The sequence below is a fragment of the Pelotomaculum schinkii genome (assembly GCF_004369205.1).
Lineage (GTDB): Bacteria > Bacillota > Desulfotomaculia > Desulfotomaculales > Pelotomaculaceae > Pelotomaculum_C > Pelotomaculum_C schinkii.
This window is the reverse complement of record NZ_QFGA01000004.1, coordinates 82,293-95,886: the sequence shown is the minus strand read 5'-3', so window position 1 is coordinate 95,886 and position 13,594 is coordinate 82,293. Positions and strand designations below refer to the sequence as shown.

The 13,594-nt window shown below is 53.6% G+C and carries 17 protein-coding genes; 1 reads left to right on the top strand and 16 read right to left on the bottom strand.

The annotated features are described in order from the left end of the window. Positions 1–37 precede the first annotated feature (37 nt). The 14 genes from Psch_RS19505 to rpmE form a co-directional block, all read right to left on the bottom strand. Entirely contained in the window at positions 38–442 is a 405-nt protein-coding gene (locus tag Psch_RS19505) for an ATP synthase subunit I (protein WP_190259404.1), read from the bottom strand. A 12-nt stretch (positions 443–454) separates the two neighbouring features. After that, positions 455–706 (bottom strand): AtpZ/AtpI family protein, encoded by a 252-nt coding sequence (locus Psch_RS19500; RefSeq protein ID WP_134216723.1) that lies wholly within the window; start codon positions 704–706, stop codon positions 455–457. A 193-nt stretch (positions 707–899) separates the two neighbouring features. Then, positions 900–2,051 carry a non-hydrolyzing UDP-N-acetylglucosamine 2-epimerase gene (gene wecB, locus Psch_RS19495; protein WP_134216724.1) on the bottom strand — a complete coding sequence of 384 codons (1,152 nt, stop codon included), beginning with the start codon at positions 2,049–2,051 and terminating at the stop codon, positions 900–902. 72 nt (positions 2,052–2,123) lie between these two features. Beyond that, positions 2,124–2,438 (bottom strand): MazG-like family protein, encoded by a 315-nt coding sequence (locus Psch_RS19490; protein ID WP_134216725.1) that lies wholly within the window; start codon positions 2,436–2,438, stop codon positions 2,124–2,126. Between the two features lie 59 nt (positions 2,439–2,497). Continuing rightward, a complete protein-coding gene (locus tag Psch_RS19485; protein WP_243120413.1) occupies positions 2,498–2,977 on the bottom strand; it encodes a deoxycytidylate deaminase in 480 nt (159 codons plus the stop codon). 200 nt (positions 2,978–3,177) lie between these two features. After that, the gene (gene glyA, locus Psch_RS19480) at positions 3,178–4,422 is read right to left on the bottom strand and encodes a serine hydroxymethyltransferase (protein WP_134216727.1); all 1,245 of its coding nucleotides are present in this window, start codon (positions 4,420–4,422) and stop codon (positions 3,178–3,180) included. Between the two features lie 30 nt (positions 4,423–4,452). After that, positions 4,453–4,911, bottom strand: coding sequence for a ribose 5-phosphate isomerase B (gene rpiB, locus Psch_RS19475; protein WP_134216728.1), 459 nt, complete (start codon positions 4,909–4,911; stop codon positions 4,453–4,455). A gap of 109 nt (positions 4,912–5,020) precedes the next feature. Further along, positions 5,021–5,497, bottom strand: a complete 477-nt coding sequence (locus Psch_RS19470; protein WP_134216729.1) for a low molecular weight protein arginine phosphatase — start codon at positions 5,495–5,497, stop codon at positions 5,021–5,023. Between the two features lie 11 nt (positions 5,498–5,508). Continuing rightward, positions 5,509–6,051: a manganese efflux pump MntP gene (locus Psch_RS19465; RefSeq protein ID WP_190259403.1), complete on the bottom strand. Its 543-nt coding sequence runs from the start codon at positions 6,049–6,051 to the stop codon at positions 5,509–5,511. Between the two features lie 109 nt (positions 6,052–6,160). Further along, positions 6,161–7,267, bottom strand: a complete 1,107-nt coding sequence (locus Psch_RS19460; RefSeq protein WP_134216731.1) for an L-threonylcarbamoyladenylate synthase — start codon at positions 7,265–7,267, stop codon at positions 6,161–6,163. 62 nt (positions 7,268–7,329) lie between these two features. Next, positions 7,330–8,205, bottom strand: coding sequence for a peptide chain release factor N(5)-glutamine methyltransferase (prmC, locus tag Psch_RS19455; protein ID WP_243120414.1), 876 nt, complete (start codon positions 8,203–8,205; stop codon positions 7,330–7,332). 261 nt (positions 8,206–8,466) lie between these two features. Next, positions 8,467–9,534, bottom strand: a complete 1,068-nt coding sequence (prfA, locus tag Psch_RS19450; protein ID WP_134216732.1) for a peptide chain release factor 1 — start codon at positions 9,532–9,534, stop codon at positions 8,467–8,469. After that, positions 9,524–10,399, bottom strand: coding sequence for a DUF1385 domain-containing protein (locus tag Psch_RS19445; protein WP_134216733.1), 876 nt, complete (start codon positions 10,397–10,399; stop codon positions 9,524–9,526). The genes prfA and Psch_RS19445 overlap by 11 nt, the downstream gene beginning before the upstream one ends. Positions 10,400–10,503: 104 nt before the next feature. Continuing rightward, the gene (gene rpmE / locus Psch_RS19440) at positions 10,504–10,710 is read right to left on the bottom strand and encodes a 50S ribosomal protein L31 (RefSeq protein WP_134216734.1); all 207 of its coding nucleotides are present in this window, start codon (positions 10,708–10,710) and stop codon (positions 10,504–10,506) included. A gap of 209 nt (positions 10,711–10,919) precedes the next feature. Between rpmE and dmpI the strand changes: the two genes are divergently transcribed. After that, positions 10,920–11,111: a 4-oxalocrotonate tautomerase DmpI gene (dmpI, locus tag Psch_RS19435; RefSeq protein WP_134216735.1), complete on the top strand. Its 192-nt coding sequence runs from the start codon at positions 10,920–10,922 to the stop codon at positions 11,109–11,111. A 100-nt stretch (positions 11,112–11,211) separates the two neighbouring features. On the opposite strand, the gene Psch_RS19430 is transcribed toward dmpI, so the two are convergent. Both Psch_RS19430 and Psch_RS19425 read right to left on the bottom strand, forming a co-directional pair. Then, positions 11,212–12,465, bottom strand: coding sequence for a radical SAM family protein (locus Psch_RS19430; protein ID WP_190259402.1), 1,254 nt, complete (start codon positions 12,463–12,465; stop codon positions 11,212–11,214). Between the two features lie 213 nt (positions 12,466–12,678). Beyond that, positions 12,679–13,569 carry a M23 family metallopeptidase gene (locus tag Psch_RS19425; RefSeq protein ID WP_190259401.1) on the bottom strand — a complete coding sequence of 297 codons (891 nt, stop codon included), beginning with the start codon at positions 13,567–13,569 and terminating at the stop codon, positions 12,679–12,681. Between the last annotated feature and the right edge of the window lie 25 nt (positions 13,570–13,594).

Below are 13,594 nucleotides of genomic sequence, written 5' to 3'. Positions count from 1 at the left end.
TCACCCCTTTCTATATTAAATTTTGATGCCCATATGTTTAAGAATTGGGCCTCTCCGATTTCCTGTTGGGTAGGCCCATCAGCATCAAGACAGTACTAAAAGTAAAGATGCAGGGAGCTACAAAAATACCCGCCGCAGCCGCGTAAAGGTTAATGGAATCAGTGCGCGACACGAAATAAAGTACCGCGATGCTGGTTGAGATACGCATGGCGTAACCGGCCTTCATATGAGCGTAGGCATTGGGAACAGCCATGCTGACGATGGCGAGAAGCCTTTTACCCAGAAAAAAAGCATTCCACATGCCCGTTGCAATACCGATACCAAGACCCAATAAAACCGGATCTTGGGGCCGGATAAGCAAAGCCAGGCAAAAGAACACCAAAAGACAAGCCAATATCCTCAATGTCCTGGCAAGCTGGCCGTCAAAGTCCCAATCCCGCATATTCTTACTCCCTTACTCCCCTAAAAACCCTTTGAGGGTTTTATATACACCCAGCATCCCGGCGGCAAGCCCGCCCAGGACCCCTACCAGAAGCAGCCACGGCCCGGTGCCGAGCATCTGGTCCAGATACCTGCCGCCAAAGTATCCCAAAACCACCGTTATAGCCATTTCCATACCTATCGTGGTGGTCAGGGCAAGTGCCTGCAGTACGCCTCCCCGGCCTTCTCTTTTTTCTTCTATTTTTTTATCTTTTTTTTCGGCCATCACTGACCGCAACCTGACTGGCTCATGCTTCTACGAGGCCTATAACAGTATTTAACCTTATTTGTTCTACAAAAATAATGGTATTCCTCCATTTGAATAATAAATTTTAAATAAAATTTTTCTAATCTTACAAAATATATGCCATTGAAGATAAATATTGGATTTATGTTAAATATTACAGGTTATAGTACATTTAAACCGGCCTGAATTCCCCGGGACGTTTTCCGGAAAGGCCAAAACGGTACCTGATGGCCTGCACAATACGCCGGGAAGCATGGCCATCCCCGTACGGGTTGACGGCGTTGGCCATCCTGTCATAGTGAGCGCCGTCCTCCAACAGCTTTCTGGCGGCGGCAGCCACCGCTTCCCGGCCGGTTCCCACCAGCAGCACCGTGCCGGCATCCACCGCTTCCGGACGTTCGGTGGTATCGCGCAGCACCAGGACAGGCTTGCCCAGGGAAGGCGCCTCCTCCTGAAGGCCGCCGGAATCACTCAAAACCAGATAACTGCGTCCAATAAGGTTGGCAAACGGCTGGTAATCCATAGGCTCCGTGAGGTGAACCCTGTCCAGTCCACCCAGCTCATCATCCACGACCCTTCTTACGGCAGGGTTTTTGTGGACCGGGAAGACCACTTGCACATCGGGATAGGACTCTACCACCTCCCGCAGCGCCTGGTATATTTCACGCATGGGTTCCCCCAGATTTTCCCGGCGGTGCGTGGTGACTAAAAACACCCTGTGTTTATGATAATCCAGTGCGTTCAGCACCGGGTCATCGAACCGGTAGCCGGGCCGCACTGTGGCCAGCAGGGCGTCTATAACCGTATTGCCGGTCACAAATATGGTTTCCGGCTCTGCCCCTTCCGCCAGCAGGTTTTGCCTCGCCGTGGCTGTGGGGGCAAAATTCAGATCTGCCAGAACGCCCGTCAGGTGGCGGTTTATTTCTTCCGGAAACGGGGAAAATTTTTTCCGGGTGCGCAAACCGGCCTCAACATGACCTACCGGTATTTGCAGATAAAAGGCGGCCAGAGCAGCCACAAAAGTGGTGGTGGTATCACCATGCACCAGGATCAGGTCAGGCTTTTCCGTCTCAAAGACCCGCTTTAACCCGGACAGTGCCCGATTGGTTATATCAAAGAGGGTTTGTCCCTGCTGCATGATATTAAGGTCGTAAGCAGGGGTGATCTCGAATAGCTGCAAAACCTGGTCCAGCATTTCGCGGTGTTGAGCGGTAACCGCAACTTTGCATTCGATTTCCGCCTGGTGTTTTTCCAACTCCTTAACCAGGGGCGCCATTTTTATGGCCTCCGGCCTGGTTCCGAATACTGCCAGTACTTTAAGCAAAAACACATCTCCTTGATAACGAATAATGTAAGGTTATCCATACCGGCCAGTCCACTGGAAATAGTCTATGCGCTAGACAACCTTTAGATAACCTTTTTCAATCAGCTTGCCGATATGCTCATTACGGGCTTTTTCCAAATCTATCCCGTACTGCTCCTCCAGCACAAACATCATCGATACAGCCGTCTGGGCAACATCGAGCAGCTCATAGGTTATCTTCATCATCGCCTCTTTTTCACTGAGCCTTTTGGCTTCACCCGAGAGGCCGCGCAGTTTCCCGATGGCCTGGGCCAGTTCCCCCGCTTCCTCCATCAGCTTCAGGGCTGTGGATTCAATAGTGGGGGAAAGATTATTCAACTTCGGCAAAAGGATATTTTTCTTCTGCACTTGTACACCTCACGTCCGCCTTATAGGATGACAGGCTAGCAAAATTATACCATAATTGTCTAAATCATCAGCCAGTCTTTTTGCTCCGGCGACCACTTGCAGATGACCATTTCGCCATTTTCATTCAAGTAAACGATTCTGTCAATCAAGGCATTCCTGATCATTCGCCTGCAGAGCAGGCAGGGGGCGCCCGAGGCCAAGGAGCCGTCCGAGTTGAAACCCGTCACGTAGATAGACGAGCCTATCATCTTCACCGGATCGCCGTTGATGATAGCGTTTTGTTCCGCGTGGACGGCAACGCACAGTTCGTATCTTTCTCCTTTGGGGATCTTGAGTTCTTCCCGGATACACCTGCCCGTGTCAATGCAGTTAGCCTCACCCCTGGGTGAACCATTGAAACCGGTGCTGATAATGATGTTGTTGCGGACGATAACAGCCCCGTAAAAACGTCTCAGGCAGGTGGACCTGGTAGATACCACCTTGGCTATTTCGATAAAGTACTCGTCCCAGGTCGGCCTCTGCTTGCTTTCTCCGGTCAAGTTATCCTCCCCGCTTGGCCAAGCGCTTACAATTTTATTTCGCTGCCGCCCCGGCAGTTGCATGTGCTGACAGCCCAACTCAGGTTATCGCTAACACACTCACAATTTTGGACATGGGACGTGGGTCGTGAGTCGTGGGGTCCGGGTATTGCTAACGGGTTTAAACATATGTGATCCTGTTTACTCCCGCTTCTCACGTCTCAATACAGAGGGTACCTCCGGCAGATTTCAGCAACCCGTTCTCTGGCCTGGTCCAACCTGGCTGAATCAGCGCGGTTGGCAATAGTATAGTCCATAATTTCAGCGATTAACGCCATATCCTGCGCTTTCAGGCCGCGGGTGGTGACTGCGGGGACGCCGATGCGGATCCCGCTGGAAATATTGGGCGGCTGCGGGTCAAAGGGTATGGCGTTCTTGTTGATAGTAATACCGACACGGTCAAACAGAATCTGGGCTTCACTGCCGGTAATGTTTTTACCTCTCAGGTCAACCAATACCAGGTGTGTATCGGTACCGCCCGAAACCAGCTCAAATTTCCGCTCCAGCAAAGCCTCGGCCAGAGCCCGGGCATTGGTGACAATATTCTGCTGGTATTCTTTGAAACCAGGCTCAAGCGCTTCTTTCAGCGCCACGGCCTTGGCAGCTATTACATGCATCAGAGGACCGCCCTGAATGCCGGGAAAGACCGCCCGGTTGATTTTAGCCGCGTACCTTTCGCCATCCTTGCTCAGGATCAGGCCGCCCCTGGGGCCGCGCAGGGTCTTGTGGGTGGTGGTGGTAACGATGTCGGCATACGGCGCCGGACTCATATGCAGCCCGGCCGCGACCAGGCCGGCGATATGGGCCATATCAACCATCAGGTAGGCTCCAACCTCATCCGCTATTTCCTTCATTTTGCGAAAATCAATGGCGCGCGGATAGGCGCTGGCGCCCGCAACAATCATCTTGGGTTTATGCTCACAGGCGGTGGCGAGGACCTTTTCATAATCAATAAGGCCGGTGTCTTGATCCACCCCGTAAAATACGAAATTAAAGTATTTGCCGGAAATGTTGATGGGACTGCCGTGGGTAAGGTGCCCTCCGTGGGCCAGGTCCATGCCCAGGATGGTATCGCCCGGTTTCAGCAGGGCAAAGTACACCGCGGTGTTGGCCTGGCTGCCGGAGTGGGGCTGGACGTTGGCATAATCAACTCCGAACAATTCCTTGGCCCTGGCAATGGCCGTGCTTTCAGCCATGTCGACGTACTCGCAACCCCCATAATAGCGGCGCCCGGGGTAGCCTTCCGCATATTTATTGGTCAGGACAGTGCCCTGCGCCTCCATCACCGCTTTGCTGGCTACGTTTTCAGAGGCGATTAATTCCAGGGTAAACTCCTGCCGTTTGGTTTCGAGTTCAATAATACGGGAAATTTCCGGGTCAACTTCAGCAAGGGGCCGTTTCAACATAAAAAATCCTCCCTACAACCGGTTGTAAACTTACCGGCTTGAACAATTGTATTTGCTTTCAATAACTCCTATTTTATCTACCCTGCGGCTGTGGCGCCCCCCCTGGAACTCTGCCTGCAACCAGGTTGTAACAATATCCCTGGCCAGTCCGGGTCCAATCACACGCTCACCCATGGTCAGGATGTTGGCGTCATTGTGCTCGCGCGCAGCCCGGGCTGAAAAGGTATCGTGGCACTGCCCCGCCCTGATCCCCGGTACTTTATTGGCCGCGATCGCTACTCCGATCCCCGTGCCGCAACATAGTATGCCTCGCTCATAGGCGCCGCCGCTTACAGCTTCGGCTACCGCCAGGGCGATGTCCGGATAGTCAACCGGATCAGCTGAAAATGTTCCAAAATCCTTGTATGCTATGGAGGATTCCTCCAGAAGCGCGATTACCGTCTTTTTTAATATGTAACCGCCGTGATCGCTGGCCACGGCAATTTTCATAAAAGCATCACCGTTCTTTTAAATATAGTTGTGCCATAACAAAAGTTCTACAGCAATTCCAATTTTCCCTTTAATCTTGTCGAACAAATGCTGCTTGTAACACTTTTGGTTAAGTCCCCCCGGAGCTTTGGCTTGCCACCCCCAGCCTGTCCAGCGCTTTGCCGATTAAATCCACCAATCTGCGGGCACAGTTGCGGTAGGCTTCGAGCGGCTGCCCGATGGGGTCGGCAATATCTCCAACAGCCTTGGCGTACCCTGCGAGAGTGAACACTTTCTCCGCTTGCGAGGGAACCAGTGTCTGAACATGCCGCTGGTGGGCCATGGTCATGGTTAACACGAGATCGGCCTGTCTCACAGCTTCCGGGGTCAGCAGCACAGCTCTGTGCCGGTCCAAATCGATACCCATTTCAGCCAGGGCGGTGACTGCCTCAGGTGAAGCCGGTTCCCCTGCTATAGCCGCCACCCCGGCCGAGGCAAACACAATATCCATTTGGCAGCCCGGACGGTCTTCCAGCAGCCTCTTGGCTATGGCTCCGGCCATGCTGCTGCGGCAGGTGTTACCCGTACAGACAAAAATTATTTTCATATCATAACACCTCAAAAAATCATTTTGGCGCCGATACCCACCAGAACCAATCCTCCCAGCAACTGTGCCCTCTCACCGACCCACCCGCCCAGAAAACGGCCAAAAACCAGACCGGTAAAGGTCATTATACCTGCCACAACTCCGATTAGTCCCGCCACCAGCAGCAGGTTGACCTGGTGGGTCCCCAGGGTAAAGCCGACACTCAAGGCGTCCATGCTCACACTGGCCCCCAGCAGGAGCAACCCGCCAACACTGAAATTAACCCGGACAGGCGCCTGCTCCAAGCGATGCCGCCAGGTTTCCCAAACCATTTTAATGCCAAGATAGACCAGCAGCAGGGCGCCTGCAATTGCAGCCGCGCGACCCAGCAGGTTGCCGGCGAATTCACCCGCCAACCAGCCGGTCAGAGGCATGGCAATGTGGAAAATAAGCACGGTCAAACTCACCAGGATGATTTGGCGCCGGTTGACTCCGGCCAGGCCGATGCCGACACAAAGCGAAAAGGCGTCTGTTCCCAGGGCAACGGCTAAAACTATCAAGGTAATAAGGCTCATGGCACACTCCTATTGGCCCTTCATGAACAACTTATATAATCGCTGTCGCGGAAGCGGCAGCGGATGAAAACTTGTTTATGCTCAGGATAATTATTCCCAACTGAGAAGTTTATTCATCATGCATTTTATCAAGGTTGTCAGCATCCTGGTCGACAACGTGCAAAATTCTGCCTCCGGCAGCCTTTCTCAGGCGATTCATGACAGCCAGTCCTACCCCGCTTTCCGGCAGGCCTTCAGCCAGGATATAGTCGACCTCCAAATCGTTGAAACGCCGCAAAGCTGCATATAAGCCAGCGGCTACAGTTTCCGGTTTACTCCTCTGTCCGGCCAGGACCACCTGCCCTGTCCCGGCATAATCCTCGCCGTCTGAGTAGGCAAGGATTCCCACCTGCTTACCCTTGGAGCGGTACTCTGTGGCTATTTCCCTGATTTTTGCCGCGATGGCCCGCGGGTCGCCTTCCAGCAGCAGGAGCGGAGCTCTGGGGGCATAATGAGTATATTTCATCCCAGGAGACCGCGGTTTGGCTGCCTGCAGGCTGCTTAACGCAGCCGGATCAACCATCACCTTACCCAGTATCCCCGTCAAAGCCTCCGGAGTAACCCCTCCCGGCCTTAAAATCGTGGGAACCGGACCGGTCAGATCGAGAACGGTCGACTCCACACCTACCCCGGCCGGACCCCCGTCAAGGATCATATCAATTCGTCCGTTCAAATCCTGCATTACGTGAGCAGCCACGGTAGGACTCGGGCGGCCTGAAAGGTTGGCGCTGGGCGCCGCCACCGGCGACCCGGCCGCTCTGATTAAGGCCAGCGCCACTGCGTGTCCGGGCATGCGGATGGCTACGGACGGCAGTCCCGCCGTCACCTCCGGCGGCACCACCCCGCCAGCCGGCAGGACCAGGGTCAGCGGCCCAGGCCAGAAGGCTTGCATCAACTCTTGCGCCGAGCTGGAGAGACTTTCCACTAAATCTTTGACCTGGTCTAAATCCGCCACGTGGACAATCATGGGGTTGTCGGAAGGGCGTCCCTTGACCTCAAAAATCCGCATTACCGCCCTGCCGTCCAGGGCATTTGCGCCAAGTCCATAAACGGTTTCTGTTGGGAAGGCCACGAGCCCTCCCTGCGCCAGGATATCCCCTGACGCCTGGATCACACTGGGGTCAGGATGAAGCGGGTCAACTTTTATGTACCTTGTGGCCAATATCTTTTGAGTCATCTAAAGTTACCTCATATTTTGCCCCGTCAAAGAAGAGCAAGTTCTCATCCGGTTCGCCAGAGTCATGCGGGTTTACATTCTGCGCCGTCGCATAACCTGGCCACTACCAGCCTGTCCAAACCGGCCAGGTCTTTGACAATATCGGCTTCCCAACTGGTTTCTAACAGCCCCAGCATATCCCGGGCCTGGTCGAAACCGATTTCCAGCAAGAGCAAACCGCCCTTTTTTAATAATATTGCGGCTGTGGGGATAAGCCGCCTGTAAAGTTCCAGGCCACCCTTTCCCCCGTCCAGAGCCAGCACGGGTTCAAATTGCCGGACGCTGCGGGGGAGACCGGCAAGTTCGTCTGAGGATATATAGGGCAGGTTGGCCGCGATTAAGTCCACCCCGTTGGCAGGGACAACGCCTGCCAACGGCTCTAAAAGTTCACCACGGAAAAACCTCACACGCGATCCAACACCATGCCTGGCAGCATTATTCCTGGCCACTTCCAGAGCTTCTCCCGAACAGTCGGTGGCATAAACGATACTCTCCGGTAAAAAAGAAGCCAAGCTCACCGCTATCGCCCCGCTGCCGGTACCGACATCGATCACCAGCGGCGCCGGCGGGAGCAGCGCCAGGGCTGTTTCAACCAGCAGTTCGGTCTCGGGCCTGGGTATTAGAACGGAAGGGTTGACCTTAAAGTCCAGGCCCATGAATTCTTTGCAGCCTGTAAGATAAGCCACGGGTTCTCCAAGAAGCCGCCGCATGACCATTTCCCAAAAATATTTTTCCTCATGCGCCGGGAGAGTGCATTCCCATTCCCGGTATAAACCGGCCCGGTCGAGGCCGGTGACATGGGATAACAGCACTTCGGAATCCAGAGCCGGCGCGGCCCCCTCCACCTTTTGCAATTTTCTTCTGGCTTCCTGGAGGATCTGTCTTATTGTTTGGGACAAATTACATTCCTCAACTGTGTGTATATTTAGGTTCGTTCCACACGCCGCGATCGCGGCGCCACGTATCATGGAAAATACCAAGCGATGCAGGCGCCATTTCAATCGCACATCGCCCGCCAGCGCCGGATTTGTGTAACGAATGTAACGTTTGTGCGAATGAATTCGCACCTGCATTTTTTTGGATTCGCTCTGTGAGCTGAACAGATGTACCGTTATTTTCAGAGAAGAGGAACAAATCGTGTTTAAGCCTGGCCTGCCGTATCAGTTATCCTGTTTTAAACGCTCAGCCTGGTCGGTGGTAACCAGGGTGTCGATAATCTCATCCAGGTCACCCAGCAAAACCGTATCAAGACGGTGCAGGGTCAACCCAACCCGGTGGTCGGTCACCCTGTTTTGCGGAAAATTATAGGTGCGGATGCGCTCGCTGCGATCTCCGGAGCCCACCATGGATTTTCTGGTTGTGGACATCTTTTGCTGGCGCTCTTCCTCAGCACGGTCAAGTAAGCGCGCCATGAGTACCTTCATAGCTTTATCCTTGTTTTTATGCTGTGACTTTTCGTCCTGCATGGAGACGACAATACCGCTCGGCAGGTGGGTAATGCGTACTGCGGACTGGGTGGTATTGACAGACTGGCCGCCGTGCCCGGACGCGCAGAAAACATCGATGCGCAGGTCGTTGGGATCAATATCAAGATCGACTTCCTCGGCCTCAGGCAATACGGCCACAGTGGCGGCAGACGTGTGAATACGCCCCCCGGACTCGGTGCTGGGGATCCGCTGCACGCGGTGCACACCGCTTTCAAACTTGAGGCGACTGTATGCGCCTTTTCCGTTAATAAGAAAAATAATTTCCTTAAAACCCCCGATGTCGGTGGGATTGTTGTCAAGCACCTCGGTGTGCCATCCCTGCCGCTCGGCATAGCGGGAGTACATGCGGAACAAGTCTGCGGCAAATAGTCCCGCCTCTTCCCCACCGGTACCAGCGCGTACCTCAACAATCACGTTTTTATCGTCATTAGGGTCTTTGGGCAGCAGCAGCAATTTGAGGCGCTGTTCCAGCTCATCTTTTTTAGGCGCCAGTTCTTCCAGTTCAAGCTGGGCCATTTCCCGCATTTCGGCGTCTGCATCCTCGGCCAGGAGGGCCTTCGCCTCCTGCATTTCCCTGTTTATTTTCATATATTCCCGGTAAACGTTAACCACGCCGGTCAGGTCGGCATGGCTTTTTACGTACTGCTGCCAGAGAGGAAGGTCTGCCATTACTTCAGGGTCCCCGATCAGGTTACCCAATTCTTCATACCTTTCCTCCAGGCTGGCCAATTTACTTAACATTCTTATCGCTCTCCTTCAGCACTGCCCCGAAAGCAGCAATGGCCACCTCTACCTGACCATCGTCCGGTTGGCTGGTAGTCAGTTTTTGCAACCACAGTCCGGGCGCTATTAAAAAGCGGCATAACGGTGTAGAAGCATACTTACCGGATAATTTAAGCGCTTCGTATGAAATTCCGGCTACAACCGGCAGCAAGAGAACGCGGGATAGTATCCTCCACCACAATACCTGCTCGCCTAACATGGAGAAAATCAGTATGCTGATGACCATTACAATCAGCAGGAAACTCGTGCCACAACGAGGATGCAAAGTGGAATACCGCTGTACACGGTCAGGTTGGAGCAGGTCTCCGGCCTCATAGGCGTTGATGACCTTGTGCTCGGCTCCATGGTACTGGAATACACGCTGGATGTCGGCCATCCGTCCGATCGCCACCACATAAGCCAGAAAAATAGCAATACGGAAGAAACCTTCGATAAGGTTCTGGACCAAGCTGCCCGGGGCTATTCTGTTCAACATATGGGCCGCAGCAGTAGGCAGAACCGCAAAAAGCAGGACGGCAAGTCCGAGAGCAACAGCAATCGTAATGAAAATCTGGCCGGGGGTTAGCTCTTCTTCTTCTCCGGTGGCCTGACCGGCTGAGAAGGTAAGCGCCTCGATACCCATAACCAGGGACTCGATTAGCATAACCACCCCGCGCACCATGGGCCACTTTAAAAACTTCACCCGCTTGGTCAGGGAGCCTACCGTCTTTTCGTCCACAATAATGGTCTGGTCCGGCTTACGGACAGCTACGGCGCGGGAATCCGGGCCACGCATCATTACTCCTTCAATGACCGCCTGACCGCCGTATTGGAATGAAGACATTTATTTCACTTCCTTTTAAACAGGCGCCTGCTGCTACCCCAACTTAAAACAACCGGACGGCGCCGCATAGTAAAAGTAGCAGAGCTCGTGCTCTGCTACCTGCCCTACTTCGTCGTCAGGCCGTATTTTTTACGGAAACGCTCGGCCCTGCCGCCGGTTTCAATGGTCCGCTGTGATCCGGTATAGAAGGGGTGGCACTTGGAGCAAATCTCCACGCGCATATCTTTTTGGGTTGAGCCGGTTTCAAAGGTCGCACCGCACACACAGGAAACTGTTATTTTCCCGTACTTCGGATGAATGTTTTCTTTCATTTTATTCACCTCTTTCCTGACATAGCAAAGGGACACACTTCCTAATTATAGCATACGTTTTATTGCCCCGCAACACAAACAGGGTTCCGGGCAAGAAGAGTTGCTGCACTCGCCGTCCTTTCGCCTGCCATAAACTTTTGCAGCATATTTACACCATAAAATCACAATGCTAAGATTAAGTTGAAATTCATAAATGAAGGAGTGTTATTATGCCCGTTATCACAGTTGAAGCAGGTAAAATGGACAGAAACAAAAAGGCGCTGCTGGTTAAGGAACTTACTCAAAAAGCAAGCGAGATTTTAAGTATACCTGAACAGGCTTTTGTTACGCTGATTAAAGAAAATGATATGGACAATATCGGAACCGGCGGCCGGCTCTTGTCTGACAAAATGGCCAAGTAAAATGCAGCGAATTCATGCCCGCAAAAGCTACTTTGGATACCCGAGGACAAACATTATTAAGATTTCGCCCCCTCCCGGCTCCCGCTTGAGGTACGGACAATTACGCTAACGGGTGGCTGTAACTGCCAACGGTCAAGCCGGGCAATTCTCTCAACGCATCCACCAACTCCGGGACACCCATAGTGGAACCACTGTATAAGGGCACATGCCGCCAGAGCAGGTTGGGGTCTATATTAAGGTTTCTCAACTGGACCATATTGACCCCGGTGTCGCGGATTAGCTCGATAAGAGCAGCCGCCTCCTCCTCCCGATCGGTAAGACCGGGAAAAACGAGCAGGTTCAAAGAAGCCTGAACCCCGCCGGAAACTGCCTTTGCAATGGAATTGCGGACCTCTGCCAAGCCGAAGCCGGCAGGGCGGTAGTATGCGTTGTAAGTCTCCGGTCTGGCGCTGATCAGGCTGATACGGATGGCGTCCAGACCGGCCCGGCAAATTTCTGCTATCCCTGCGGCATGCCCGCCGTTGGTGTTCATATTGATGGTGCCAGAACTGGTCTCAGCTCTGATCATGCCGATGGCTTCGGAAATAACTGACGAGGCCAGAGCAGGTTCGCCCTCGCAGCCCTGCCCGAAACTGACGATGGCGCCGTTCCCCGGTTCCAGGTGAGGGATCGCCACCTCAGCCACCTCCCGCGGTGTTGGGTTGAAATTGATGCGCGACTGGGGTGACGGGCAGCATTCAGCCGGCTGCAGTGATATGCACCCGAGACAGTTGGCGTTGCACCTTGGCGAAACAGGGATCCCGCCCTCCCAGCGGCCATAAAAAATGTTTTGGGCGGTAAAACAGTGGTAATTCAGGGCGCAATGAGCCAGCTGGCGAATGATCCGGTTGGCCGGATAATCTTTTTGTTTTTGTTTAACCCGGAACGGCAGGTCCCCGCTGTCGTATGCCGAGGGATCCCAGGGCCCGGGGTCGTCAGTGGGCAGGGCAGCCGCATATAGTTCGCCATTCCGGCAGGCTACAGCTGTATAACCCATTAGAGGCAGCGGTTTTTCTTGTTTGCCGCGCTGAAAAGAAGGCAACAGCGTACGGGTATAGCCCTGGGGCAAGAGTGCCCCCACCGCCCAGGCACGGCCGGATTTCCACGGGTTTTGCTCCAGCAGGGTGAAACGACCGGACCGCGTTACGCCGAGCGGGACGCCGGCCGGCACAAGTACCAGGGAAGCCCCTTGCGGCAGCTTAATCAGGTCCTCCTCCGCTATCTCCACAAACCTGTCCCCGGTGCGGCCGGTAGCCCCCAGGCTGTGGTGGTCATAAAGGCGACCGTCTTCCCCTGCAAAAACCAGGCGGTACACTGGCCATTCCCCCTAAAGACAACCTATTGCAATATTATAATTGATACTCCTATTCCTGGCAAACACTTGGCTCATTGCTGTTGAAATCCTTCTGCACCCATAATCAGGCAGTTATTGTTCCATCCATAAACTTTAACAGGAAACGAGCTTCAAGAAGATTTGGCGGCTTCTTCTTTGTAATAAAATAAGCTCCACCTTAGGGTGAAGCTCATTTTAGCCGTAGTAATGTTCCTGTTCCAGGTAGTTCAGCGGGTCTAAGGGTGTGCCGTTCATGAGCACTTCCAGGTGCAGGTGAGGTCCTGTGGACTTGCCCGTATTACCAGCAAGGGCAAGGACTGTGGTTGTGTCCACCGGATCTCCTTCAGCAACCAAGATTTTTGAGCAGTGGGCGTACAGTGTGCGTAATCCATCGCCGTGATCGATAATCACGGCCAGGCCGTAAGTGCCTCTCGAACCGGTAAATACCACACGGCCGGGCGCTGCCGCCCTGATTGGTGTGCCTTCTTCCACGGCAATGTCAATTCCCTCGTGGGGCTTCCCATCCCGCAAACCGAAAGGTGAGCTGATGGCGCCATATAGCGGCCAGGACAACCATCCCGCGGCAAGACCTCTGGAAGGAAGGGGTTCAAGGGCGGGGAAACTGCGGGGAATCATCAATTTCTGCCCCGCCAGGATGGTGTTTGGGTCCGCCTGCCCGTTTCTGGCGGCTATCACATTTACATTAACGTGGTAGAGCTTAGAGATATCCAGCAGCGTTTCCCCCGGCTGCACCAGATGGACGATGCAATCTGAGGGGATCTTTAAGCGCTGGCCAGCCTTAATGTGATCCCGGTCAGGCAGCCTGTTTGCTAAGGCCAGTGTCTCGAGGGAAATACCGTTGAGTCTGGCAATATCCGTGAGGGTGTCGCCCGGCTTGACCTCGTACAGGCTCTGGTTGTCATCCTCCACCAGGGCCACAGGGGGTGAGATATATTTATTCCCAACAATCAACTCATCCAGACGGGCCATAGCCGGACTGGTACCCAATAGGATAACAGCAGCCAGAAACATCGCCGTAAGAGCTCTAATCAAATTTATATGCAGATTAAAAAATTGCTTTGTCAAAAAAACACACCTCTTCTAAGCAAAA